The following is a 25,004-nucleotide window of genomic DNA, read 5'->3' on the forward strand; positions in this document are numbered from 1 at the left end:
GTTGAGATAGACTACTATGATTGTGCCGCAATCATGACTGTCTGTCCCAATCTTTTTTTGTATTTCACCATATAAATTTTAGTTGCGATAGCTTTATCTATGTTGTTTTTGGAATGAGAGTAAGAGAGACAGCACGCCACAGATTGTAAACACAATCCAAGTGACTTTCATATTCCAAATAGCGAGACTGGTAAAGATCATGGTTCCAAATGGGACAGAAAAACTAAACAGCAAACTCAGAAAGTTAGAAGTCTGTGCTAAGATATCTAATGGAAGTTTGCTGAGGAGCATGCTGTTGATTTTTGGATTGACTTTTCCGGAAAGATACATGATAAAGAAAACAGCAAAAATAGTAAGGAAAACAGGTAGCTGGAGAAGATTTATGAAGCCAATTAGAGCAATGGTTAAAGTAGCCCAAAAAGCAATTTTATTGACGGAAAGTTTGCTAAAATAATCATTGGGAGTCAGGCTGGCAGAGATAACTCCTAAAATAATCGTTGTTTCAAAAATGAGAAGAGATTGACTGAAAGGAAGTCCAAATAAAGGATGATCCAATAAATAAAGATTGTAAATGGCCATAATAGAGCCGCCGAGTGCATTGAGTATTAGTATCTGAAAGAGTAAAGTCAAAAAATGGCTGTCTCCGTTTTGTTCAAAAATTAGTTTGGAGCTGTGATACATTTTTAGGAATTGTTGTTTGAGAGGAAGAGGATTTTCATTTTCTTTGACTGGGTCATGGGTGAGTTTATGACGAACAAAATAAAGAGTAGTGGAAGAAAGTAGGAAGGCTAAGGCATTGATGAAGGCGACCAACGCAAATTGTTGGTTGCTGACAGCAAGAAGCCAAACTCCTAATGCTTGTCCGGCAAGATTGCAGAGATAAGTAATTAGTTGCATAAAGGAGAAAGCTGGCATCATCTCTTCCTCTGCTAGATTCTTTTTCAAAATAGGCATTTGCAGACCACTACGATAATCACTCATCATATCTGATACGATATTTAGCAAACAAACGACAGAAAAAGCTAGATAAGAAGTTGAGCGAGTTAGACATGCTACAAAGACAAAAAGCAGGGCTTGGAGATAGCCCATGTGAATGAGCCAACGAGCTTTATGGGCTGTTTGATCAGCTTTCATTCCCACAAAAATAGTGAAAAACACTGGAACGAGAACGATAAAATTAGCAATTCCAACAGCAAATTTAGGATTTGGTAAACTGGATGCAAAGACTACAAAAACAATATTATAAATGGAAGAGCCCAAGATATTGAATATGCGTGACAGACTAATAAAAGCAAATACTTTATTTCTCAAAATAAGTTTCATGATAACCTCCTATATGTGTTGCAATGATTATAACAAGCAAAAAAGTAAATTCAATAGCCTTTTCGCAAGTGGGAATAAATCCTAAGTAAGTGAACGATATGGAAAAGTAACTTGCAAGCAAACTTTATATATTTTAGTATAAATGAAAAAAGGCAACGTCAGCAAAACGTTGCACATATTCAACAAAAGTTAATTTTCTTTGAGAAGCTTTTCGATTCCATTTTGATAGTATTCGGCACTAGTCTGGCAATCTAATAGTTGCAAGATATGGACAGCTTGCTTCATTTGTTTCAATCCATTTTCTTTATTTCCTTGAAGGAATAGGAGTTCTCCTTGAGCAAATTTAAAAACGATCCGTAGATAGGCTTCATTTTCCTTATAAAAATGAGCTTTAATCCAGTTTTCGAAGAAAGCAGCTTCCGCAAAGTGTCTTGATTCAATAGCTAGAAAGAAGCCATTTATAAAAATGGTATGAATAGTATAACGATTGCTCTCAAATAAGCCTAAAAAATCTTTTCTGTTGATCATTTCTTTTGTATATTGTGTATAAAGTTTTGAGGAGAGAATAGTCGTACAAAAGGCGAAAAGTTTAAGTTCGTACAACCCCCAAATATCCACAGAAAAGAGATAATTGTGAAGAAAGTTACTTTCCTCTGTGGAAACTGTAATTCCATCTTTTAGAGCGCAAAGAAAACCTTTGACAATAATAGATTCAATCCTATCTTCTTTTTTTCTGGATTTTTGATATAGATCTTGTTTTTCTAAGTAAAAAGCTTCGATAAAATCTGGATTATCAGACTGTTCTTGAAGGGTATCAATTAGTTGTTGTTCGGAATTTTTTTAATGTTCATGAGCTGCTAGAGTAAATTCGTTCACATCTGTGTGGATATTTTCAAGATCTGTAAATAATTTTTGAGCAGAAAGTTCACTCTGACCATTTTCAAAACGTGACAGCATAGACTTTGAAAATTCTTCTTCGGTTGCTTCTGTCAAGGAAATATGTCTAGCTTCTCGGAAAGATTTAAATATACGACCTAAATTATCCATCGCAATCCTCCTTTTGATTGTTATTATTATAACAAAATAATGGTTTCTCTCCTATTTCTCATCTTAAAAATGGTATAATAAAATTAGAAATTTAAATACAAATGAGGAAATGATGTTACATATTCAAGAAATACGTAAAAATCCAGATGGTCTTGCTTTTGAGCAAGGATTTGATTTGACACAAGAATTGCAAGTGCGCAATCCTGAAATTTTAAATGTCCAAGATATTTTTGCAAGTGGAAGAGTGCAATATGAGGACGGTCTTTACTTTTTAGATTATGATTTGTCTTATACCATTACTCTGGCGTCAAGTCGCAGTATGGAGCCGGTAGAGCAAAAAGAGAGCTACTTGGTGAATGAAGTTTTTGCTGAAGCGCATAGTGGAAAAGTGGATCAGGATTTGATAGCGGATGACTTAGTGTTGCCGATTGAAAATGAAGAAATCAATCTAGCTGAAAGTGTGGCAGATAATATTTTATTGCATATCCCTCTTAAAGTGCTGACAGCCGAGGAGGAAGCGAGTGATAGCATGCCTTCAGGAAATGATTGGCAGGTCATGACCGAAGAAGAGTATCAGCAAAGTAAACAAGAGCAAAAAGAGAAGAACAGTCCTTTTGCTAGCCTGCAAGGTCTATTTGATGAGGAGTGAAAAATCTAATTTTTGTTTGCCATATTTTTTATTGGAAAAAGGAGCAGAATATGCAAAAATACATAAAAAGATTAGAGCATGATTTTTCTGAAATAAAAAATGGTTTTAAAGAATTTGAGAAAAGAGCGCAGTTAGATTTTGAAAGTTATGAAGAAAAAGAAGTGCATGCATTAGCTAAATTAGCTTATCAATCAGAGGTATATCAAGTTCGGATGTATGCTGTCTTTTTATTCGGATATTTGTCTGATGATAAGGCAGTTTTGCATTTTATGAAAGAAGAAGTGTCGAAAGATAAGAATTGGAGAGTTCAGGAAATTCTAGCAAAATCCTTTGATAAGTATTGCAAAAGAGTTGGATATGAGCAATCTCTAGATATAATTGATGAGTGGCTACATGCAGAACAGCCAAATACAAGAAGAGCAGTAACAGAAGGTTTACGAATATGGACTAGCAGACCTTATTTTAATGAGAATCCTCAGGAAGCGATAAAAAGATTGTCGAACTTAAGATTAGACTCTAGTGAATACGTAAGAAAGTCCGTAGGGAATGCTTTAAAAGATATTAGTAAAAAATTTCCAGAACTTGTAAAATCGGAACTCAAGACGTGGGGAACCAATAAAGCAGAGCGACAGGTTTATCAATTAGCTAGTAAATTCATTGGCACACATATATAAATATAAGTGCTTGTATTCTATAGACAACTTTTTCATATATAAAAGACTATTCTCCGTCACTCGTCCGTTATTAAAGTTTTTTGACATATATTCAGTATTCTTGCAAATTTTTGTCTAGATTAACTGAGGAGTGAATCTTCGGCTGACAAAACTATCTTTGCGGGGACAGGTTCTAAGAATTATTTTACTTATATGTTTTTCTATTTATGCTAGCAAATAGTTTCATGTAAAACAACAAATCCTTTATTTTCACGCATAAAAATGATAAAATAAAACAAACTAAAAGAGGAGTACAAAATGACAAAAGCGAATTTTGGTGTTGTTGGTATGGCCGTCATGGGTCGTAACCTTGCCCTTAATATTGAATCTCGTGGTTATACAGTAGCAATTTACAACCGTTCAGCGAATAAAACAGAAGATGTGATTGCATCTCACCCTGAAAAAAACTTTGTTCCAAGTTATGATGTGGAAAGTTTTGTAAATTCTATTGAAAAACCACGTCGTATCATGCTCATGGTCAAAGCTGGGGCAGGAACTGATGCAACGATTCAGGCACTTTTACCTTTCCTTGATAAGGGAGATATCTTGATTGACGGTGGAAATACTTTCTATAAAGACACCATTCGTCGTTCAGAAGAATTGGCAAATTCAGGAATCAATTTCATCGGAACAGGTGTATCTGGTGGCGAAAAAGGTGCGCTTGAAGGACCGTCTATCATGCCTGGTGGGCAAAAAGAAGCTTATGAATTAGTAGCAGACGTGTTGGAAGAAATTTCAGCGAAAGCACTAGAAGACGGTGCGCCATGTGTAACTTATATCGGACCAAATGGTGCAGGTCATTATGTAAAAATGGTACACAATGGGATTGAGTATGGCGATATGCAATTAATTGCAGAAAGTTATGATTTAATGCAGCACTTGCTTGGATTTTCAGCAGCAGAAATGGCTGAAATCTTTACTGAATGGAATAAGGGTGAGTTGGATAGCTATCTGATTGAAATCACTGCTGATATTTTGACACGTAAAGATGATGAAGGACAAGATGGACCAATCATTGATTACATTTTGGATGCAGCTGGAAATAAAGGAACGGGTAAATGGACGAGCCAATCAGCTCTTGATTTTGGTGTTCCACTTCCACTTATTACGGAGTCTGTTTTTGCACGTTATATTTCTGCTTATAAAGAAGAACGTGTTCAAGCTAGCAAAGTTCTTCCAAAACCTACTGCTATTAAATTTGATGGGGATAAGGCTGAATTAATTGAAAAAATTCGCCAAGCTCTATACTTCTCGAAAATCATGTCTTATGCACAAGGTTTCTCACAATTGCGTGTCGCATCTAAAGAGCAGGCTTGGAATCTTCCATTTGGTGAAATTGCTTCTATTTGGCGTGCTGGATGTATCATCCGTGCTCGTTTCTTGCAAAAAATTACAGATGCATATGGCCGTAATGCAGATCTTGAAAACCTACTTCTTGATGAATACTTTATGGATGTTACTGCAAAATATCAACAAGCTGTTCGTGATGTAGTTGCTTTAGCTGTTCAGGCGGGTGTGCCAGTGCCAACTTTTTCTAGTGCGATTGCTTATTTTGATAGCTATCGTGCAGAAAACTTGCCAGCTAATTTGATTCAAGCGCAGCGCGATTACTTTGGAGCGCATACGTATGAACGCAAGGATAAAGAAGGCATTTACCACTATTCTTGGTATGATGAAAAATAGGATAAGCTATGGGGAAGCGGATTTTATTAGTTGAGAAAGAAAAAAAATTAGCGCAATTTATTGGCTTAGAGCTACAAAAAGAAGGTTATCGAGTTGATCTTTTTGAAACAGGAAAAGATGCTTTGGCGTCTGCGAGAGCTAATCAATACGATTTATTCCTGTTGAATTTTATGCTTGACGATATGACAGGAACAGAATTTGCCGCACAATTAAGTGTGATAAAGCCTGCTTCGGTCATCATTGTATTGGATAATCGTGATAATATTCTTCAATATACTGAGGAAATCCAACGCTTTGCTGTTGCTTACATGGTAGAACCATTCATTGTGACGGACTTAGTTGAAAAAATTTCTGCCATTTTTCGTGGGCGTGATTTTATTGACCAGCATTGTAGTCAGATGAAAGTTCCAACATCTTATCGGAATCTTCGGATTGATGTGCAAAATCATACAGTTTATCGAGGTGAAGAAGTGATTGCTTTGACTCGAAGAGAGTATGATTTATTAGCAACATTGATGGGAAGTCATCAGGCTTTAAGCCGTGAACAGTTGTTAGAACGCGTGTGGAAATACGAAGGAGCTGTTGAAACAAATGTTGTCGATGTTTATATTCGCTATCTTCGTAGTAAAATTGATATAGCGGGGCAAAAAAGTTATATAAAAACCGTGCGTGGTGTTGGTTATGCTATGCAAGAATAACTCTGAGGTGCAGGAAATATCGTTTTTCTGCACTTTTCTAATGGGCATATTTCCCTAGTCTATTACAACTTGCAAGCAAGAAATAGGAAAAATTTTTAAAATATTATATAAAAACGCTTTACAAAATAGAAATATATGATATAATTAAAGAGTAAATAAATGCAAACGTTTGCGGAAAGCGTTTTCAGAAAATTTTATAAGGAGATATGAATGATGAAAGAGACATTCAAAAACATATTCAGTTTCGAATTTTGGCAAAAATTCGGAAAAGCTCTGATGGTCGTTATCGCAGTAATGCCCGCGGCTGGTTTGATGATCAGTATTGGTAAGTCAATTCCAATGCTCAATCCAAACGTAGCTGCTCTTGTTACAACAGGCGGTATTCTTGAGCAAATTGGTTGGGGAGTTATCGGAAACCTTCACATTTTGTTTGCATTAGCTATTGGAGGTAGCTGGGCAAAGGAACGTGCTGGTGGTGCATTTGCGGCCGGACTGTCATTTATTTTAATTAACCGTATTACAGGGGTCTTTTTTGGAGTAACTTCAGACCTTCTTACAAAACAAGGAGCTACTGTAAAAACTGTCTTTGGTGGAACCATTAAGGTGGCTGATTATTTTGTAAGTGTACTTGAAGCTCCTGCCCTTAATATGGGGGTGTTTGTTGGTATCATTGCCGGTTTTGTTGGAGCAACTGCTTTCAACAAATATTATAATTACCGTAAATTACCAGATGCGCTTTCATTCTTTAATGGTAAACGGTTTGTGCCATTCGTTGTTATTTTGCGTTCTACAATTGTGGCTTTGATTCTTGCAGTATTTTGGCCAGTTGTTCAAACTGGAATCAACAATTTTGGTATTTGGATTGCTAACTCTCAAAAGACAGCTCCAATTCTCGCACCATTCTTGTTTGGTACTTTAGAACGTCTTCTTTTACCATTTGGACTTCACCATATGTTGACAATTCCAATCAACTATACTCAATTAGGTGGGACATATGAAGTGTTGACAGGGGCTGCTAAAGGAACGACTGTATTTGGTCAAGATCCATTATGGTTGGCTTGGGTAACAGACCTTGTTAATTTAAAAGGTTCACACGCTGACCAATATCAACATCTTCTAAATAGTATTACTCCAGCTCGTTTTAAAGTTGGGCAAATGATTGGTTCATTTGGTATTTTGATGGGGGTTGCCTTTGCAATTTATCGAAATGTAGATGATGATAAGAAACATAAATACAAAGGGATGATGATTGCAACAGGACTTGCAACTTTCTTAACAGGTGTTACAGAACCAATTGAATACATGTTTATGTTTGTTGCAACACCTCTTTATTTGGTGTATGCTGTTGTGCAAGGGTCAGCCTTTGCTATGGCAGATATTGTTCACTTGCGTATGCACTCATTTGGTTCAATCGAATTTCTGACTCGTACTCCACTAGCCATCAATGCTGGTTTGGGTATGGATATTATTAATTTTGTTTGGGTAACAGTGCTCTTTGCAGTTGGAATGTATTTTATTGCCAACTTCATGATTAAGAAATTTAACTACGCAACTCCAGGACGTAACGGAAACTATGAAACAGCTGATGGAGAAGATAGTCCTTCGTCTACCGCAGCTGGTGGCAAAGTAGCAGAAGCATCTCAAACTGTGAATATTATCAATCTTCTTGGTGGACGTGCAAACATTGTTGATGTTGACGCATGTATGACACGTCTTCGTGTAACTGTTAAAGATGCAGAAAAAGTTGGTACAGAAGAGCAATGGAAAGCCGAAGGAGCTATGGGCTTGGTGATGAAAGGTCAAGGTGTTCAAGCAATTTATGGACCAAAAGCGGATGTTTTGAAATCTGACATTCAAGACTTACTTGACTCAGGCGAAGTGATTCCTGAAACTCTTCCGAGCCAAATGACAGCTTCACAAGCTGCCGAAGCGAGCTACAAAGGCGTGACAGAAGAAGTTGAGACAGTCGCAGACGGTGAAGTGATTGCGATTACAGATGTCAAAGATCCAGTCTTCTCTCAAAAAATGATGGGTGACGGATTTGCTGTTGAACCTGAAAATGGCAAGATTTACTCACCAGTAGCAGGTACGGTTAGCAGCATTTTCCCTACCAAGCACGCTCTCGGTCTTTTGACTGATAATGGTCTTGAAGTGCTTGTTCATATCGGACTTGATACAGTCAGTCTTGAAGGTAAACCATTTGAAGTGCATGTTGCAGAAGGACAAAAAGTTGCAGCAGGTGATCTTCTTGTGACAGCTGATTTAGAAGCTGTCAAAGCAGCAGGTCGTGAAACTTCAACAGTTGTTGTCTTCACAAATGCACAAGCTATTAAATCTGTAACCGTTGAAACATTCGGCAAAGTAGCAGCGAAAACAGTTGTTGCTAAAGTAGAATTGTAAATAGAAAAGAGAAATCATGGCAAAATTCCTGACTTTAAATACTCATAGTTGGATGGAAGATGAGCAAGAAAAAAAGCTAGATCAACTAGCTGAGCGGATTCTTCAAGAAAAATATGATGTCATTTGCCTGCAGGAAGTCAATCAAGAAATGGAGTCTGAACAGGTTGTTCAGGCTCCATTTTATCATGCGGTAGATGGCGCCATTGCGATTCATAAAGATCACTTTGCGCATTGTCTCGTGGAGAGATTGATAGAGAAAGGTCTTATTTATCATTGGTCTTGGGCTTATAATCATATTGGTTTTGATCGGTTTCATGAGGGAGTTGCTATTTTATCCTTAAAGCCGTTGAAACCAAGTGAGTTATTGGTTTCAGATGCCAACGATCCAACAGATTATCACACTAGAAAAGTCCTCTTAGCAGAAACAGAAGTTGATGGACGGCTTGTAACGGTGGCTTCCTGTCATCTTTCTTGGTGGGACAAAGGCTTCCAAGAAGAATGGGTACAAGTAGAAAAAGAATTGTTGCAGCGCGATATGCCTCTAGTATTGATGGGGGATTTTAACAATCCCGTCGGTTATGAGGGCTATCGGCACATTCTAAAAAGTCCGCTTGCTCTGCAAGACAGTCATGTTGTTGCGGCTACAGTCATTGGTACAGCAACAGTCGAAGGCGATATTGCCGGCTGGGCTGGAAACAAGGATGCTCTAAAAATTGATTATATCTTTACGAGTAAAGATTTTAACGTTAAAAAATCTGCTGTTGTTTTTGACGGCAAAGCAACACCTGTCGTTAGTGACCATTTTGGGTTAGAAGCAGAAGTTGCATTGTAACAATCAAAAACGGGAAGTTGTGAGATGAAACTTCCTGTTTTTGATTGTTATTCTTTAGAGGTGTGGCGTTTCCCAGCGTTTATAGCATTGGCCTCAGTCGTGGAGACTACTCTGTCAAAACGTGTATTGCGTGGCATATTATCTATACTATACCAATAAACATCAGCAGTTCCGTTACGAGCTACATAAACGGTTCGTTCCTGCTGTTGAGCTTCTTGTGCTGCAGCAGCCTCTTGTTGTTGCTGCGCTTGAGCGGCAGCTGCTTCTTCTTGTTTTCGTTTTTCTTCCGCTTGTTTAGCTATTTCTTGTTCTTTTGCTGCTTTTTCTTGCTTAGCTTGTTCCGCTTCCTTTTTCTTCTCTTCCTCAGCGGCTTTCTCCTTCTTTGCCTGTTTCTCTTTTTTACCTATAGCAATATATTGCTAGTTTTCTCTTTTGTAGGAGTCAAACTCATTTTTTAATGCTTTGTAGTCTTTAGCAGCTTCTTCATTGCTTTTTGTTAATTTTCGAATCTGTGCTTTATATTCTTCCCCATTTTCGCGCTGATTTCCCATGGCAGAAAAGGAACCTAACAAAAGAATAATTAGAGCTAGAATAGCAATATTCTTTTTGTCTTTAAAAAAGGCAACAGAAAAAAATCTTTTCATCATAATTCTCCTTGAAATGATAACGTTTACAATTATTATATAAAATTTCTTGAGAGAAGTAAATAGGATAACGGATTATTATATATTTTCGTGAGGAAGTTCCTATCTTTTGTTATTTCTTAAAACATGGTATAATGAAGTATTAAGAATTCAGGAGGGAAGCAGATGCGTTGTCCTAAGTGTGGTGGTAATAAATCAAGTGTTATTGACAGTCGGCAAGCAGAAGATGGCAACACAATCCGTCGTCGGCGTGAGTGTGATGAATGTCAGTATCGCTTTACGACTTATGAACGTGTAGAAGAACGGACGCTCGTTGTCGTTAAAAAGGATGGCACGCGGGAACAATTTTCAAGAGATAAGATCTTTAATGGAATCATTCGCTCGGCGCAAAAACGTCCTGTTTCTAGTGATGAGATTGAAGCAATTGTTAGCCGAATTGAGCAAAAAGTGCGCAGCAGTAATGAAAACGAAATCGCAAGTGAATTTATCGGAAGCTTGGTTATGGAAGAGTTGGCGGATTTAGATGAAATTACTTATGTTCGTTTTGCTAGTGTTTATCGTAGCTTTAAAGATGTGAGCGAGCTGGAAAACCTCTTGAAACAGATTACAAAAACATCTAAAAAGAAAAAGGAACAATAAATGAAACCGAATGATCAATTTTCTTTTGTGAAGAATAATCTGATTAGTCAGGATAGCACCAATTTGATTCGTCTGTATTTGCCAATTCTAGGGCTTGATGCGACTTCTATCTATCAATATTTTCTTGCTTTTTGGGACGATGGAAAATCATCTTATACTTTTGGGCACATTTTGAATCATCTCAATCTGGGGATGAATGCCTTGCAAAAAAGTTTAGAAATGTTGTCTGCTATGCAGTTAGTAGAGCTTTATCATACGGAGAATCATTTTCAGGTCTATTTGCAGCCCACATTAGCGTCTGGTGAATTTTTAAGCAATCCTGTTTATAGACGCCTGCTAGAAAAGAAGATTGGTGAAGCTGCAGTAGAAGCTTTGTTGCCTAGTCACCCAAGTGGTGAGAAGCAAGATGTGAAGCTGTCAGAGATTTTTCAAGTGGAAGATGCAAAGGTAGAGCCGCAATCAAAACAGAATCATTTTGACTTGGATTACTTTAAACAATTGATGGCGCGAGAAAACTTGCGTTTTGAAAACGAAAAAGAAGATTTGCTGGTACTCTTTGCTATTTCAGAGCAACAAAATTGGACTTGGTATGAGACCTATTTGTTGGCTAAGGAAACGGCTGTCGGTCATGTGATTTCAACCAAGCGAATGAAGCAAAAATTAAATCAAAAGCCTGCTGCAAGTGGATTTTCTAATACTGAACAAACGATTATTCGAGAGGCTAAGAGTAAGTCAGCCATGCAGTTTTTGGCAGAAATCAAAAAAACAAAGCATGCGACAATCACACGAGGAGAACGTCAGTGTTTGCAAGAATTGGCAAATTTGGGACTGTTAGATGAAGTTATCAATGTGATTTTGCTGTTGACTTTTAACAAAGTAGATTCAGCTAATCTCAATGAAAAATACGCTTTGAAAGTGGCAAATGACTTTTCATATCAGGAAGTGGCATCGGCAGAAGAAGCAGTTTTGCGGATTCGTGAGCGAAATCAACAACCAAGCAAAAAAGCAAATCAAACGGCTACTTCAAAGAACAATGTTCCCGACTGGAGTAATCCTGACTATAAGAATGAAACAAGTGCTGAAAAGCGGGCTGAGCTAGAGGAGCAAAAGAGAAAACTTTTAGCGAAATTAGACCAAGGAGGTGACTAGATGGAGAGTGTCGGACAAACGATGGCGCATAGGAACCAAGCTCGTCAATTTGACTATGAAGAGTTGGTGAAACAAATCGTTGCCGATCCAGATGTGGCGGCTTTTATCCAGTCTGAGCGATTGACACCTGCTGAAATCAAACGAAGCATTTCTAAGTTTAATCAGTATATTTCTGAGCGAAACCGTTTCTTGCTAGGTGATAAAGCGTATATTGCCAAAGGCTATAAGCCGATATTGGTGAAGAATGAGGGGTATGCAGACGTTTCTTATGAAGAAACTCCAGAACTAGTCGAAGCGCAGAAACAAGCAACTATCAATGCACGGTTAAATTTAATTAGTCTTCCGGCTAGTCTCAAGGAAGCTAGTTTGGCAAAAGTGGATTTGGACGATGTTGGTCGTTATAAGGCTTTTGAGTTGCTCACGAATTTTGTGGCAGATTATCCAAACTACAAAAAAGCGATTTACCTTTATGGTGATTTTGGCGTGGGAAAAAGTTACATGATGGCAGCCTTAGCACATGATTTGTCGGAAAAACGCAGTGTTTCCACGACCTTGCTTCATTATCCTAGTTTTGTTTTGGATGTAAAGAATGCTATTTCTTCTGGTCTGGTTAAGGAAAAGATTGATGAAGTAAAAGTAGCGCAAGTCTTGATTTTGGATGATATCGGTGCGGAGCAATCAAGTCCGTGGATGCGAGATGAGATTTTGCAGGTTATTTTACAGCACCGGATGCAGGAAAATTTGCCAACTTTCTTTACATCGAATTTTAATTTTGCGGATTTGGAACGGCATTTTGCGACATCCAAAAACGGAGATGAAACTTGGCAGGCTCGTCGGGTCATGGAAAGAATAAAATTCTTAGCAGAGGAAGTTCGTCTGGAAGGAGAAAATCGCCGATGAATGAAACGATTGATTTGATGAAAAAGCATACTTCTGTTCGTCGTTTTACAGATGAGCAGATTTCAGATGAGGATTTGAAGGCGATTATTGATGCTGGTCGAGCAGCCTCTAGCTGGAAGAATTTCCAATCTTATTCGATTATTGTTGTTCGCAATCAAGAAAAGAAAGCAGCCTTGTTTGATTTGGTGCCTCAGGAGGCTATTCGTCAGTCATCTGTTTTTCTTCTTTTTATCGGAGACCTCAATCGAGCTGAGAAAGGTGTGCGACTTCATACGGATACCTTTTACTCACAAGGAGTGGAGAATCTTCTGATTAGTTCTGTTGACGCTAGTCTGGCCGCGCAGAATACTCTTTTGGCGGCTGAAAGTCTGGGATATGGCGGGGTCATCATTGGCTTGATTCGCTATGCTTCTAGGGAAATAGCAGAGCTGTTTAACTTACCAGATTATACGTATCCTATTTTTGGAATGGCTTTGGGAAAGCCGGATCAGCACCATGCTGTTAAACCACGTTTGCCGTATGAAACAGTCGTTTTTGAAGAAAACTATCAAGAACAGGACACATCTGTTATTCAGAACTATGATCAGATTCAAGCAGACTATGCTGGAGATCGAGCAACTGATACATGGAGCGAGCGACTAGCGAAGCAATTTGCTCAAAAGCCCAATCTTGCTAGTCAAAATCTATTACAAGACAAGAAATTATTGTAAAATAAAGAGAGTGAGACAAAATCGGTCATTTCGAAACAATTCGATTTTGTTGGCTTGCCCGCACAGCTCGAAAGGTTTGGGAAACCTTCCGAGGTTGGAAATAAACTCAAGTAAAACTTGACGTCAAAAGGGATATAAAAGCTGATTTATCAGCGCATTAGCCCCCACTTAGCAGTGTTTGATTGGCACTAATTGCCTAGTCAATTGTACATGGGAAATTCTAAATTGCCTAAAGTCAATAGAGTTTCTCCAAACCGCTGCGCCCTGTAATTATAACTACATAAACAAGCGAAGCTGAGCATTGTGTCCCAGCTTCTTAGAACAGAAAGAGGAACACTATGGCTTTACCAACTATTGCCATTGTCGGCCGTCCTAATGTCGGCAAATCAACACTTTTTAACCGAATTGCCGGGGAGCGGATTTCGATTGTTGAGGATGTTGAAGGAGTGACCAGAGACCGTATTTATGCAACGGCTGAGTGGCTGAATCGCAAGTTTAGCATGATTGATACAGGCGGGATTGATGATGTAGATGCACCTTTTATGGAGCAAATCAAGCACCAAGCAGAGATTGCTATGGAGGAAGCGGATGTCATCGTTTTTGTGGTGTCTGGAAAAGAAGGTATTACAGATGCGGATGAATATGTGGCTCGTATGCTCTACAAGACCCACAAGCCGATTATTCTAGCGGTTAATAAAGTAGATAACCCAGAGATGCGTAGTGAAATTTTTGATTTTTATGCGCTTGGTTTGGGTGACCCTTATCCCGTTTCTTCCGTTCATGGGATTGGAACGGGGGATATTTTAGATGCCATTGTTGAAAATCTCCCCAATGAAGAAGCCGTTGAAAATCCAGACATGATTAAATTCAGCCTCATCGGTCGTCCCAATGTCGGCAAGTCTAGCTTAATCAATGCGATTTTAGGAGAAGACCGTGTGATTGCTAGTCCTGTGGCTGGAACTACTCGTGATGCGATTGACACGGTCTTTACGGACAATGAGGGACAAGAATTTACCATGATTGATACAGCAGGTATGCGCAAGTCAGGCAAGGTCTATGAAAATACAGAGAAGTATTCTGTTATGCGAGCTATGCGAGCGATTGACCGATCTGATGTGGTGCTTATGGTGCTCAATGCTGAAGAGGGCATTCGCGAGTATGATAAGCGGATTGCTGGTTTTGCTCATGAAGCAGGTAAAGGAATTGTTATCGTTGTTAACAAGTGGGATACGCTGGAAAAAGATAACAAGACCATGCAAAATTGGGAAGCCGATATTCGCGACCAATTTCAGTATCTCTCTTATGCACCGATTGTCTTTGTATCAGCTCTGACTAAGCAACGTTTGAATCAATTGCCAGGCATGATTAAGAGAATTAGTCAAAGTCAAAATACTCGCATTCCGTCAGCTGTTCTCAACGACGTCATCATGGATGCCATTGCGATTAATCCGACACCGACCGACAAAGGCAAACGGCTGAAAATCTTCTATGCGACACAAGTCGCGACTAAACCGCCAACCTTTGTTATTTTCGTCAATGAAGAAGAACTCATGCACTTTTCTTATATGCGCTTCCTAGAAAATCAAATCCGCAAAGCTTTCGTATTTGAAGGGACACCAATTCATCTCATTGCCAGAAAGCGGAAGTAGGGTGGAACTAACTAAACAAGGCTGAACATAAAAATAGTAGAAGTGGTACAGTACAAGATAACTAGTCTAACGTACCTATGTGAAAAAGAAATATGAATTGGATAAATATTGCTAAAGTGGTGCTCATTGGAATTGCAAGTGCAGCTTATGTGAATATTCACTATGATGACAGAAAGTACAAACCGTTTGGTTTTCGCTATTGGTTATCACTTTTTAGTCTGATCGTTGTAGGAATTGCACATCTTTTCTTGGCTGCTATAACATTGGGAGCCATTTGGTTGATGATAACAAAATTCTCTACTTTTACTGGGAATTTGGCTCTTTTTAGTATTCTTAGTAATAGACAATACAATATTGCTAGTCGGTTTTATGAAAGTGTTGATTGCACGCACTAAATGCTATAAAAAGCTCAACGAGGACATTTTCTAAAAGAAAGCGAGGAGAACCTTGCTTTTTTTCTTTATGCTGAAAATATGGTATAATGAATAGATAAAATAAAGGTGGTACTTATGGCAAAATTGATTCCTGGGAAGATTCGGACGGAAGGAATATCCCTTTACGAAGCAGGGGAGATTGAAATTCTCAAAGTGAAAGATCAGATGATTTACAGCCGAGTTGAAAATCACAATCTGCGATATAGTTTGGATGACGAAGCCATTTTTTGCGCCTGTGATTTTTTTCAAAAAAAGAAATACTGTGCTCATCTAGCAGGCTTAGAATATTTTCTTAAAAATGACCCTGAAGGAAAAGTCGTTTTGACCAATCTTGAAGAGGAGCAAACAACTTCAGAGGAAACTCAAACGAAAGTCTCTTTTGGCAGTCTCTTCTTGGATAAAATCCTTTTGACAAAAGATGTAGCCGTTCGCTATGAACTGGCTGCTGTTGGGCAAGAAGATGATTATACAGGACAATTTTTGTGGACCTTGCGCATCAGTCGTTTACCAGATGAGCGCTCCTATGTTATCCGAGATATTCGTGCTTTTTTAAAGATTATTGAAAAAGGCGATTATTATCAAATCGGCAAGCACTATTATGAAAAAATGCAATTGGCTGCTTTCGATGAAGCTAGTCAAGAGGTGATCCAGTTTTTACGAGGACTTGTTTCTTATCAGCAGGATCAAGATGCTTCTTTTATCTTTCCAAATGCTGCTAGACATCTTTATTTTCCGTCTAGTCTGTTTGAAGAAGGCGTAAATCGACTCATGAATTTGCCGCATTTTCGCTTGGAATACAGTCTTTATGACTATGACAAAGTCTTTTTTCAAGATTTGCATGCTGAAGTAGGCATCTATGATTTTACAGTAGAGGAAAATTCGGATTATTTTGAGCTCACCATTACAGAACAAAATTATAAAATTCTATACGGTGGTGACTTTATTTTTTATGGGGATCATTTCTATCAACTGACAGAGCAGCAAAAGCGGATGATTCAGGTGATTCGAGAATTGCCTGTGGACACGGACCGCAAAAAACGGCTTCAATTTGATACAAGCGACAAAGCAAAACTAGCTTCAGGACTATTAGAATTTGGTAAAATTGGCTCTATTCATGAACCAGAAAGTTTGGTGATTCATACGTTTACTCCGCTGTTTGATTTCGAGTTATTGGATACTCAGGAAATTCGTCTCAAAATCCAGTTTGATTATGGAAATCATGTTGTGGATACTCGTTTTAAGTTGGAAGAACTGCCATTTGCTAGCGATTTCCAGTTAGAACAAAAGGTTTTTCAACAAGCTCTGTCTGCTGGTTTTGAAGCAGATTTTACAAGCACTCGTCCTCCATTGCAACCACAAGAGATTTATTCATTTTTTACGTCCATTCTCCCTCGTTTTAGGCGCTTGGGAAAGGTATTAGCAGAAAGCCTGACAGCCTTGTACCAAGTGGAAAGACCAGCAGTTTCTGTTCAGACAAATGGTGGCTTGTTGGATATCGGGTTTGACTTTACAAGTATTGACCAAACAGAAGTAGACGATGCGTTAGAAGCTCTTTTTTCGGCTAATGATTATTTCATCAGTCGCTCTGGCAAGGTGCTCGTTTTTGATGAAGAAACAAAAAGAGTCAGCAAAACCTTACAGGATTTACGAGCTAAAAAAGGAAAAGACGGTATTTTCCAAACGCAGCGGATTGCTGCTTATCAGCTATCTGAATTATTTAAAGATCAAGAAAAAGTGAGCTTTTCAGAGGAGTTTCACCATTTAGCCTTTGATTTGACGCATCCAGAGGAATTTGCGCTACCGACATTAAAAGTGGAAGCAACTTTGCGTGATTACCAAGAAACGGGTGTCAAATGGATGTCTATGCTTCACCATTATGGATTTGGCGGTATTTTGGCAGATGATATGGGGTTGGGAAAAACCCTTCAAACTATTGCCTTTTTAAGTAGTCAGCTAAAAAAAGAGACCAACGTTTTGATTTTGGCTCCGTCTAGTTTAATTTACAATTGGCTGGATGAGTTTGCAAAATTTGCACCAGAAATGGATGTAGCGGTCATTTATGGATTAAAGCCAGTCAGAGATAACTTGATTGCAGAAGGTCATCAGGTGATGATTACAAGCTATGCTTCTTTCCGTCAAGATGTTGAAGGGTATAGTCAATTGAACTTCGATTATCTCTTTTTAGATGAAGCGCAGGTCATGAAAAATGCACAGACCAAGATTGCTCATCATCTACGAAATTTTGAGGTAAAAAATACCTTTGCTCTTTCTGGAACACCGATTGAAAATAACCTCGGCGAATTATGGTCTATTTTTCAAATTGTTTTGCCAGGATTATTACCTAGCAAAAAGAACTTTTTGAAACTGCCTGCAGAAACTGTTGCTCGTTTTATCAAACCATTTGTCATGCGGCGGAAGAAAGAAGATGTCTTGCAAGAATTGCCAGAACTCATCGAAGTTTCTTATCGCAATGAGCTTGCAGATAGTCAAAAGGCTATCTACCTAGCGCAACTAAAACAAATGCAGGAGCGTGTGCTTACTTCTACAGATGAAGAACTTAATCGCAGCAAAATGGAAATCTTATCTGGCTTGATGCGATTACGTCAAATCTGCGATACTCCTGCGCTCTTTATGGATGACTATCATGGAGAGAGTGGCAAACTAGAAAGCCTGTTAGAACTATTAGAGCAGATTCAGACAGGAAGCCACCGTATGTTAATCTTTTCTCAATTCCGAGGAATGCTAGACATTATCGAAAAAGAATTGAAAAAGATGAAAATGGAGATATTTAAAATTACAGGTTCCACCCCAGCAAAAGATCGTCAAGAGATGACAAATTCTTTTAATAATGGGGAAGGAGACGCCTTTTTAATCTCTTTAAAAGCTGGTGGTGTTGGCTTGAATCTAACTGGTGCTGATACTGTTATCTTAGTAGACCTTTGGTGGAACCCAGCAGTAGAGTCTCAGGCAATTGGTCGAGCTCACCGTATGGGTCAAGAAAGAAATGTAGAAGTATATCGATTGATTACGCGAGGAACGATTGAAGAAAAAATTCAAGAGTTGCAGGAAAGCAAGCGTCATCTCGTATCAACTATCCTAGATGGAACAGAACCCCGTAGCAGCCTAACCGTTGCTGAAATACGAGAAATTCTAGGAATTTCTACAGAAACACTTGAAAAATAGCACCAATAGGTTATAATGAAGTGTTGAAAGGAAATGTGCTAATGAAAGAAAAACCTTTTCCATTGATTTCTGATGATGAAATCTTGTTATCAGAAATGCCGCGTATGAACCTTTACGATGAAAGCGATCTTATCAGTAATATTAATGGTGACTATGTTGATAAAAATTATTTAGAATGGGAACCAATTGTAAAGAAAATTGCAGACAGTCAAGTAAAAGAAGGACAGGCAAAGTTTTATCAAGCGACTTCAGCTGTTCAATCTGTCAAAGCCAAAAAATCTACTTCAAAAAGTTATGCAGAATTGGCTAGAGAAGAAGCCAGAGCGGATTTGAAAAAGAAACGTTCGGCAGCTTATTTGACATCGGATTTTACTGCTAAAAAGCGTTCTTATCCTACCGTTACGAATGGTAACACAGCTATTTCACATAAACCAACAGCATTTTTCCAAAAGGAAAATGGTAGTAGGTTATCAAAATATAGTCGAAATTTAAAGCAGGATCATTATATTTTAGCAGATATCAAAGTAAATACCTCTTTGCCGAAGGAATCACCCCAAAAATCTAAAAATAATTATGACTTTTTAAAAACAAGTCAAATTTATAACAAAAAAGAATTACAAAATCAAAGAGAGCGTCGGATAGCGCAAGAGCTAAATTTAACACGGCTGGAAGGAAAATAATCGAACGTTGACAAGAGCAATTATTTTTGTGTGAACTTGGTTTCACTAAATTTAACGCTCTTAGTATTTAAGGAGAAATTATGACAAAAACCTATCATTTTATCGGGATTAAGGGCTCTGGAATGAGTGCCTTAGCATTGATGCTGCATCAAATGGGACATCAAGTTCAAGGAAGCGATGTTGAAAAATACTATTTCACTCAACGTGGCTTAGAACAAGCAGGAATTAAAATCTTGCCTTTTGACGAAAAAAATCTTCAAGCAGATGTAGAAGTTATTGCAGGAAATGCTTTCCGTCCGGATAATAATCTTGAAATTGCTTATGCCGATGCAAATGGTATTTCTTATAAGCGTTACCATGAATTTCTTGGAATCTTTATGCGTAATTTTGTCAGCATGGGAGTGGCAGGTGCACACGGAAAGACATCAACGACGGGTATGTTGGCACACGTTTTGTCAAACATTACGGATACCAGTTATCTGATTGGTGACGGGACGGGGCGCGGCTCTGCAAATGCGAAATACTTTGTATTTGAAGCAGATGAATACGAACGTCATTTTATGCCTTATCATCCTGAATATTCAATTATCACGAATATTGACTTCGACCACCCAGATTATTTCACCAGCTTAGAAGATGTTTTCAATGCTTTTAATGATTATGCTAAACAGGTTAGCAAAGGGTTATTTGTTTACGGTGAAGACAAAGAATTGCGCCGAGTCACAGCTAACGCTCCTATTTATTACTATGGCTTTAAGGAAGGTAATGACTTTATCGCTCATGACTTACTCCGTTCTACGACAGGCTCTAGCTTTAAAGTCTCTTTCCGTGGGCAAGAATTAGGAGAATTCAAGATTCCTAGCTTTGGTCGCCACAATATTATGAATGCAACAGCTGTTATTGGTTTATTGTACACAGCTGGATTTGACTTAAATTTAGTTCGGGAGCATTTAGTCACTTTTGGTGGTGTGAAACGTCGTTTTACTGAAAAAGTGGTTAATGGGACAACAATTATTGATGATTTTGCGCATCATCCAACTGAAATTATTGCGACTTTGGACGCAGCTCGCCAGAAATATCCAAGTAAAGAAATTGTTGCGATTTTCCAACCACATACTTTTACCAGAACCATTGCGCTTTTGGACGAATTTGCCGAAGCTTTGAATCAAGCCGATGCCGTTTATTTGGCGCAAATCTATGGCTCTGCGCGTGAAGTGGACCACGGAGATGTCAAAGTAGAAGATTTAGCTGAAAAAATTATCAAAAAGGCAGAAATTATTACTGTTGACAATGTTTCACCATTGTTAGAACACCCAAATGCTGTTTATGTTTTCATGGGAGCTGGGGATATTCAAACCTATGAATATTCTTTTGAACGTTTGCTATCCAATTTGACAAGCAATGTCCAGTAATCTAATACCACAAGTCACCCTTCGAGAAGCTTCTTTGGAAGATTGGAAGGCAATCGTTGCGATTGAGGAGGCGAATTTTTCCACAGAAGCAGCTGGTGCAGAAACAATTCAAAAATGGATTGAACAGGGGCAAACGAACTTTTTAATAGCGGAATTAAATGAGAAAATAGCTGGCTACCTTGTAGGGGCAGCCGTTTTTTCACGTCATTTGACAAAGGAAATGATAGACAATTCGTCAAAGTGGCAGCAAGATTCTGATTTTATGACGATTCAGCGCTTATCCATTCATCCAGATTTTAAAGAGCAGGGACTGGGAACTTTGCTTTTAGCTGCTTGCAAAGAAATAGCTGTTGCACAAAATCAAAAAGGTCTTCAGTTGGTTTGTTCAGATGAGTTGATTTCTTACTACGAAATGAATGCTTTCATAAACGAAGGAATTTCTGAAAGGGGAGATAGCCATGCTATTTTACATGAATTCGTTTGGGATAATCCATATTTTAAGGAGGGAAAATGAAGATTAGACAGGCAAATTTAGCAGATTTGGATGCTATTACGACTATTGAATGGGAAAACTTTGGACCAGAAGAAGCTCTGAGTCGAGAGATTTTGGAAGCCCATATCCAAAAATTAACAACCAGTTTCTTAGTAGCTGAACGAGACGGTCAGATTTTAGGCTACCTTGAAGGGCCTGTTCGTCCAGAACGCCATTTAGTAGATCAATCCTTTACTTCTGAGGTAGAAGATTATAGTCATTTGACAGACCATTATATTTCGTTGACCAGTTTATCTATTGCTAAAAATGCTCAAAATATGGGGTTAGGTAGAAGTTTGTTGAATGCAATGAAGGATATTGCTGTTCGCGACCAGCGTTTGGGAATCAACTTAACTTGTCATGATTATTTGGTCACTTACTATGAAAAACATGGTTTTATCAACGAGGGCGTATCCCAATCTACCTATGCAGGTGAAGTTTGGTATGATATGCTTTGGAAAACTCCCAAATAGTGGAGAAAAGAATTGATTATTCTGTAGAATGCTTGAAAGAAAGGCATTCTCTTATTGCTTTTCTTTACTTTTTAAGATATAATGGTAGGGATATTGAACAAGGAGGTCAACTATTTGGCTGAAGATTCGCAAGAAAAAGAAGGGCTGAGTTTTAAAGAGCAGATTCTGTACGACTTGGCTAAAGAAAAGGGAACTGAACAACCAAAACTTGTAGAAGAATCTAATGACTTGCAGGAAAAGTTAGGTTTGGGTCAATCTGCGCTTCCTTCTGCACAGGAAGAAGAGAAAGCAACCGCTTCTGAAACGGATATACCAAAAGTTCAAAAAGAAGAGAGTGGCGAGCCAGAGCCTGCTCCTTTAGAAAGTCCCCTTCCAACCGTTGAACAAATAGAAGCCGAAGCGGCAGCTAGGGAAGAAGAAAAAGAGTTTAATACTCATACGACGAAAGTCCCTGTTTCTTACCCAACCAATCAGGCTGTTGAAGAAACCAAGGTTCCAAAAGAATTAGTTCAACCTGCAGTTTACGGAACGGAGCAAGACACAAAGAAACTTTCTCGTTCAAATAGGACTGCTCAAACGATTAACACGAAGAAGCGTCAAAACAAAATCGCCGGAAAAATCGTCAAAACGGTCTTAATTTTGCTGCTTTTAGGGATTGGTTTAACTGGTTTCTTTGCTTATCGCTATGTTACATCAGCTTTACAACCAGTTGATGCGAAAAATACAAAGTATGTGACGGTTAAGATTCCGACTGGATCGAGCACCAAAGCAATTGGAACGGTCTTGGAAAAAGCTGGTTTGATCAAAAATGCTCAGATTTTTAGCTATTATGCTAAGTTTAAAAACTATGCAGATTTCCAATCGGGTTATTACAATCTGCAAAAGAGCATGAGTTTGGATACGATTGCTAAAAAGCTACAGCAAGGTGGAACGGACACTCCGCAGGATCCCTCAATGGAAAAATTGACCATTCCAGAAGGATATACGATTGACCAAATTGCAAAAACGATTGCGAAGTTGAAGAAAAATAAATTGTCTTCGGATACGTTTTTAAAGAAAGTGCAAGATGATAATTTTATCACTCAGGAAGCTACAAAATATCCAAACTTATTAGGCAATTTAGCTAAAAAAGAGAGCGGTGTTAAGTATCGCTTAGAAGGCTATCTTTTCCCTGCTACTTACAATGTGACCGACAGCATAACTGCTGAAACGCTCATTGACCAAATGTTAGCAGCAATGGATAAAACCATGTCGCAATATTATGATGTTTTAGCCTCAAAGAACTTGACTGTGCACGATGTTTTGACAATTGCGTCCTTGGTTGAAAAAGAAGGTTCAACAGATCAAGACCGAAAAAACATCGCAAGTGTCTTTTACAATCGTTTAAATCAAAACATGCCTTTGCAAAGCAATATTGCAATTTTGTATGCTCAAGGAAAGCTTGGTCAAAAGACAACCTTAGCAGAAGACGCTGCGATTGATACTAATATTGATTCGCCTTACAATGTTTATAAAAATACCGGTTTAATGCCTGGTCCTGTAGACAATCCTAGTTTTTCTGCTATTGAAGCGACTGTTAATCCATCCAAAACGGATTATCTTTACTTCGTAGCCAATACAGAAACAGGAAATGTTTATTTCGCAAATACCTATGAAGAACATGAAAAAAATGTTCAAGAACATGTTAATAGTAAATTGACACAATCAAGTAGTTCAAATTAAAAAAGCGGGACAAAATTGTAACTTTTAAAACTTGATTTTGTTCTACTTCTGAGCAATGATGTATAAGTCTAAAAAGATTGCTACAAGTGTATTTTAGACTAGATGAAGAATGCACCTTGCAAAGCAAGCGAATATTAAAAAGAAGCTGGGACGAAAGTTTCCAGCTTCAAAGTATAAAGTATATAGTTATAATAAACCAACGACGCAGCTACTGATTGCTCAACAGTCTCCCAGACTGTTGAGCAATCCTGCGAGGGTGAGACTAGGAACTAAAATTTTCAAGATAAGTTCTGTCCCACTCCCTCTTTATTTTAAAAATAGAAAGAAGAAAAAATAATGGCAGAAAAAACTTATCCCATGACCCTTGAAGAAAAGGAAAAACTTGAAAAAGAATTAGAAGAACTTAAATTAGTTCGCCGTCCAGAAGTGGTAGAACGTATTAAAATTGCTCGTTCTTATGGTGACTTATCAGAAAACAGTGAGTATGAAGCAGCCAAAGATGAACAGGCTTTTGTTGAAGGACAAATCTCAAGTCTGGAAACCAAGATTCGCTATGCTGAAATTGTAGATAGTGATGCAGTAGCACAAGATGAAGTTGCTATTGGTAAGACCGTTACGATTCAAGAAGTTGGTGAAACGGATGAAGAAGTCTATATGATTGTGGGTGCAGCAGGAGCAGATGCTTTTGCTGGAAAGGTTTCTAATGAAAGTCCTATTGGACAAGCTCTAATTGGCAAGAAAACAGGCGATACTGCTACAGTTGAAACACCTGTGGGCAGTTATGATGTAAAAATCCTAAAAGTCGAAAAAACAGCTTAAAAAATAAAGGATTGGGATAGGTTGATGGCTGCGATAGCAACTATGAAACCTGTCCCAAATTCTTATCTATTTGATACAAAGTTTAGAGGAGAAAAATATGTCCCGTAAATCTCAAGTAATTTTAACCAATATGTGTCTGATTGAAGATAATCAAAATCGCATTGTCATGCAGATTCGTGACCCCAAGATGTATTCTTGGTCAGGAGCAGCTTTACCTGGTGGACATATAGAAGAAAAGGAGAGCCTCCACCAAGCAGTTGTGCGTGAAATTTATGAAGAAACGGGACTAACAATCCATCATCCTAAACTGGTTGGTATGAAACATTGGTACACAGCAGAAGGCATTCGTTATCTGGTCTTTCTTTATCGTACAAATGAATTTTCAGGACATCTCCGCTCATCAGAAGAAGGTGAAGTTAGGTGGGTGGCACGTGAAGAGTTGGACACTCTCGAATTGGCTTATGATTTAAAAAATTTGCTACGTATTTTTGATGACAAATCGTTGTCAGAATTGTTTTATAGTGAACGCTTAGAAAATGATTTTGTTCGCGAATTTTGGTAATTTTATGTTTAAATGAGGGCATTCTATTTATTCAGGTGGAGGATTGGATAGGTAGGGTGCTATTTCATAATAGTAAGATGCTTTTCTGATTGAATGGCAAGCAAAAAGCTGGAATGATGAACTGCACCCCAAAAGTTAGACAAGAAAACTC

Annotated in this window: 23 protein-coding genes and 1 pseudogene; 20 read left to right on the top strand and 4 right to left on the bottom strand. The window is 38.2% G+C overall.

Translation table 11 applies throughout. The features are described from left to right. Positions 1-93: 93 nt before the first annotated feature. The 3 genes from HMPREF2574_RS01010 to HMPREF2574_RS11090 all read right to left on the bottom strand — a co-directional run bounded on the left by HMPREF2574_RS01010 (position 94) and on the right by HMPREF2574_RS11090 (position 2,370). Entirely contained in the window at positions 94-1,323 is a 1,230-nt protein-coding gene (locus HMPREF2574_RS01010) for an MFS transporter (protein WP_070812068.1), read from the bottom strand. 189 nt (positions 1,324-1,512) lie between these two features. Continuing rightward, entirely contained in the window at positions 1,513-2,142 is a 630-nt protein-coding gene (locus HMPREF2574_RS01015) for an Rgg family transcriptional regulator (RefSeq protein ID WP_373878890.1), read from the bottom strand. 21 nt (positions 2,143-2,163) lie between these two features. Further along, positions 2,164-2,370 carry a helix-turn-helix domain-containing protein gene (locus tag HMPREF2574_RS11090; RefSeq protein ID WP_024052515.1) on the bottom strand — a complete coding sequence of 69 codons (207 nt, stop codon included), beginning with the start codon at positions 2,368-2,370 and terminating at the stop codon, positions 2,164-2,166. Positions 2,371-2,482: 112 nt separating this feature from the next. On the opposite strand from HMPREF2574_RS11090, the gene HMPREF2574_RS01020 reads away from it, so the two are divergent. The 6 genes from HMPREF2574_RS01020 to HMPREF2574_RS01045 all read left to right on the top strand — a co-directional run bounded on the left by HMPREF2574_RS01020 (position 2,483) and on the right by HMPREF2574_RS01045 (position 9,345). After that, positions 2,483-3,019, top strand: a complete 537-nt coding sequence (locus HMPREF2574_RS01020; RefSeq protein ID WP_070812069.1) for a DUF177 domain-containing protein — start codon at positions 2,483-2,485, stop codon at positions 3,017-3,019. Between the two features lie 50 nt (positions 3,020-3,069). Next, positions 3,070-3,693 carry a DNA alkylation repair protein gene (locus HMPREF2574_RS01025; RefSeq protein WP_070812070.1) on the top strand — a complete coding sequence of 208 codons (624 nt, stop codon included), beginning with the start codon at positions 3,070-3,072 and terminating at the stop codon, positions 3,691-3,693. A gap of 297 nt (positions 3,694-3,990) precedes the next feature. Next, a complete protein-coding gene (gene gndA / locus HMPREF2574_RS01030) occupies positions 3,991-5,415 on the top strand; it encodes an NADP-dependent phosphogluconate dehydrogenase (protein WP_070812071.1) in 1,425 nt (474 codons plus the stop codon). Positions 5,416-5,423: 8 nt separating this feature from the next. Beyond that, a complete protein-coding gene (locus HMPREF2574_RS01035) occupies positions 5,424-6,113 on the top strand; it encodes a response regulator transcription factor (RefSeq protein WP_024052511.1) in 690 nt (229 codons plus the stop codon). A 210-nt stretch (positions 6,114-6,323) separates the two neighbouring features. Beyond that, complete coding sequence (locus HMPREF2574_RS01040; protein WP_042754091.1) at positions 6,324-8,513, top strand: PTS transporter subunit IIBC; 2,190 nt, start codon at positions 6,324-6,326, stop codon at positions 8,511-8,513. Positions 8,514-8,529: 16 nt separating this feature from the next. Then, complete coding sequence (locus HMPREF2574_RS01045; protein ID WP_024052509.1) at positions 8,530-9,345, top strand: endonuclease/exonuclease/phosphatase family protein; 816 nt, start codon at positions 8,530-8,532, stop codon at positions 9,343-9,345. Between the two features lie 47 nt (positions 9,346-9,392). Here the strand turns inward: HMPREF2574_RS01045 and HMPREF2574_RS01050 are convergent. After that, positions 9,393-9,989: pseudogene (locus tag HMPREF2574_RS01050) on the bottom strand (hypothetical protein). A 165-nt stretch (positions 9,990-10,154) separates the two neighbouring features. Between HMPREF2574_RS01050 and nrdR the strand changes: the two are divergent. From nrdR to HMPREF2574_RS01125, 14 genes are all read left to right on the top strand, one after another. Beyond that, positions 10,155-10,628: a transcriptional regulator NrdR gene (nrdR, locus tag HMPREF2574_RS01055; protein ID WP_070812072.1), complete on the top strand. Its 474-nt coding sequence runs from the start codon at positions 10,155-10,157 to the stop codon at positions 10,626-10,628. Then, on the top strand, positions 10,629-11,777 hold the full coding sequence (locus tag HMPREF2574_RS01060) for a Replication initiation and membrane attachment protein (RefSeq protein ID WP_024052505.1): 1,149 nt from the start codon (positions 10,629-10,631) through the stop codon (positions 11,775-11,777). It abuts the gene before it with no gap. After that, a complete protein-coding gene (gene dnaI / locus HMPREF2574_RS01065; RefSeq protein WP_070812073.1) occupies positions 11,778-12,677 on the top strand; it encodes a primosomal protein DnaI in 900 nt (299 codons plus the stop codon). Beyond that, positions 12,674-13,387, top strand: coding sequence for an NADPH-dependent oxidoreductase (locus HMPREF2574_RS01070; protein WP_070811323.1), 714 nt, complete (start codon positions 12,674-12,676; stop codon positions 13,385-13,387). The genes dnaI and HMPREF2574_RS01070 overlap by 4 nt, the downstream gene beginning before the upstream one ends. 338 nt (positions 13,388-13,725) lie before the next feature. Continuing rightward, positions 13,726-15,036 carry a ribosome biogenesis GTPase Der gene (gene der, locus HMPREF2574_RS01075; protein ID WP_070812074.1) on the top strand — a complete coding sequence of 437 codons (1,311 nt, stop codon included), beginning with the start codon at positions 13,726-13,728 and terminating at the stop codon, positions 15,034-15,036. Between the two features lie 92 nt (positions 15,037-15,128). Beyond that, complete coding sequence (locus tag HMPREF2574_RS01080; RefSeq protein ID WP_024052501.1) at positions 15,129-15,431, top strand: hypothetical protein; 303 nt, start codon at positions 15,129-15,131, stop codon at positions 15,429-15,431. A gap of 114 nt (positions 15,432-15,545) precedes the next feature. Then, positions 15,546-18,653 (top strand): pilus expression-regulating Snf2 family helicase, encoded by a 3,108-nt coding sequence (locus HMPREF2574_RS01085; protein ID WP_070812075.1) that lies wholly within the window; start codon positions 15,546-15,548, stop codon positions 18,651-18,653. A 41-nt stretch (positions 18,654-18,694) separates the two neighbouring features. Then, the gene (locus HMPREF2574_RS01090; protein ID WP_070812076.1) at positions 18,695-19,333 is read left to right on the top strand and encodes a divisome accessory protein ZapJ; all 639 of its coding nucleotides are present in this window, start codon (positions 18,695-18,697) and stop codon (positions 19,331-19,333) included. 80 nt (positions 19,334-19,413) lie between these two features. Next, the gene (gene murC / locus HMPREF2574_RS01095; RefSeq protein ID WP_024052498.1) at positions 19,414-20,745 is read left to right on the top strand and encodes a UDP-N-acetylmuramate--L-alanine ligase; all 1,332 of its coding nucleotides are present in this window, start codon (positions 19,414-19,416) and stop codon (positions 20,743-20,745) included. Further along, positions 20,735-21,259, top strand: coding sequence for a GNAT family N-acetyltransferase (locus tag HMPREF2574_RS01100; RefSeq protein ID WP_024052497.1), 525 nt, complete (start codon positions 20,735-20,737; stop codon positions 21,257-21,259). Before murC ends, HMPREF2574_RS01100 begins: the two co-directional genes overlap by 11 nt. Continuing rightward, positions 21,256-21,750 carry a GNAT family N-acetyltransferase gene (locus HMPREF2574_RS01105; RefSeq protein ID WP_024052496.1) on the top strand — a complete coding sequence of 165 codons (495 nt, stop codon included), beginning with the start codon at positions 21,256-21,258 and terminating at the stop codon, positions 21,748-21,750. The genes HMPREF2574_RS01100 and HMPREF2574_RS01105 overlap by 4 nt, the downstream gene beginning before the upstream one ends. A gap of 114 nt (positions 21,751-21,864) precedes the next feature. After that, entirely contained in the window at positions 21,865-23,472 is a 1,608-nt protein-coding gene (gene mltG / locus HMPREF2574_RS01110; protein WP_070812077.1) for an endolytic transglycosylase MltG, read from the top strand. Between the two features lie 336 nt (positions 23,473-23,808). After that, complete coding sequence (gene greA, locus HMPREF2574_RS01120; protein ID WP_003023612.1) at positions 23,809-24,291, top strand: transcription elongation factor GreA; 483 nt, start codon at positions 23,809-23,811, stop codon at positions 24,289-24,291. Between the two features lie 97 nt (positions 24,292-24,388). Then, positions 24,389-24,853: an 8-oxo-dGTP diphosphatase gene (locus HMPREF2574_RS01125; protein WP_024052494.1), complete on the top strand. Its 465-nt coding sequence runs from the start codon at positions 24,389-24,391 to the stop codon at positions 24,851-24,853. Positions 24,854-25,004 lie beyond the last annotated feature (151 nt).

The sequence above is a fragment of the Streptococcus sp. HMSC034E12 genome (assembly GCF_001835915.1).
Lineage (GTDB): Bacteria > Bacillota > Bacilli > Lactobacillales > Streptococcaceae > Streptococcus > Streptococcus vaginalis.

Coding starts and splice junctions, on each gene's coding strand:
- HMPREF2574_RS01010 (WP_070812068.1), bottom strand. CDS start 1,323: ATGAAACTTATTTTGAGAAATAAAGTATTTGCTTTTATTAGTCTGTCA.
- HMPREF2574_RS11090 (WP_024052515.1), bottom strand. CDS start 2,370: ATGGATAATTTAGGTCGTATATTTAAATCTTTCCGAGAAGCTAGACAT.
- HMPREF2574_RS01020 (WP_070812069.1), top strand. CDS start 2,483: ATGTTACATATTCAAGAAATACGTAAAAATCCAGATGGTCTTGCTTTT.
- HMPREF2574_RS01025 (WP_070812070.1), top strand. CDS start 3,070: ATGCAAAAATACATAAAAAGATTAGAGCATGATTTTTCTGAAATAAAA.
- gndA (WP_070812071.1), top strand. CDS start 3,991: ATGACAAAAGCGAATTTTGGTGTTGTTGGTATGGCCGTCATGGGTCGT.
- HMPREF2574_RS01035 (WP_024052511.1), top strand. CDS start 5,424: ATGGGGAAGCGGATTTTATTAGTTGAGAAAGAAAAAAAATTAGCGCAA.
- HMPREF2574_RS01040 (WP_042754091.1), top strand. CDS start 6,324: ATGATGAAAGAGACATTCAAAAACATATTCAGTTTCGAATTTTGGCAA.
- HMPREF2574_RS01045 (WP_024052509.1), top strand. CDS start 8,530: ATGGCAAAATTCCTGACTTTAAATACTCATAGTTGGATGGAAGATGAG.
- nrdR (WP_070812072.1), top strand. CDS start 10,155: ATGCGTTGTCCTAAGTGTGGTGGTAATAAATCAAGTGTTATTGACAGT.
- HMPREF2574_RS01060 (WP_024052505.1), top strand. CDS start 10,629: ATGAAACCGAATGATCAATTTTCTTTTGTGAAGAATAATCTGATTAGT.
- dnaI (WP_070812073.1), top strand. CDS start 11,778: ATGGAGAGTGTCGGACAAACGATGGCGCATAGGAACCAAGCTCGTCAA.
- HMPREF2574_RS01070 (WP_070811323.1), top strand. CDS start 12,674: ATGAATGAAACGATTGATTTGATGAAAAAGCATACTTCTGTTCGTCGT.
- der (WP_070812074.1), top strand. CDS start 13,726: ATGGCTTTACCAACTATTGCCATTGTCGGCCGTCCTAATGTCGGCAAA.
- HMPREF2574_RS01080 (WP_024052501.1), top strand. CDS start 15,129: ATGAATTGGATAAATATTGCTAAAGTGGTGCTCATTGGAATTGCAAGT.
- HMPREF2574_RS01085 (WP_070812075.1), top strand. CDS start 15,546: ATGGCAAAATTGATTCCTGGGAAGATTCGGACGGAAGGAATATCCCTT.
- HMPREF2574_RS01090 (WP_070812076.1), top strand. CDS start 18,695: ATGAAAGAAAAACCTTTTCCATTGATTTCTGATGATGAAATCTTGTTA.
- murC (WP_024052498.1), top strand. CDS start 19,414: ATGACAAAAACCTATCATTTTATCGGGATTAAGGGCTCTGGAATGAGT.
- HMPREF2574_RS01100 (WP_024052497.1), top strand. CDS start 20,735: ATGTCCAGTAATCTAATACCACAAGTCACCCTTCGAGAAGCTTCTTTG.
- HMPREF2574_RS01105 (WP_024052496.1), top strand. CDS start 21,256: ATGAAGATTAGACAGGCAAATTTAGCAGATTTGGATGCTATTACGACT.
- greA (WP_003023612.1), top strand. CDS start 23,809: ATGGCAGAAAAAACTTATCCCATGACCCTTGAAGAAAAGGAAAAACTT.
- HMPREF2574_RS01125 (WP_024052494.1), top strand. CDS start 24,389: ATGTCCCGTAAATCTCAAGTAATTTTAACCAATATGTGTCTGATTGAA.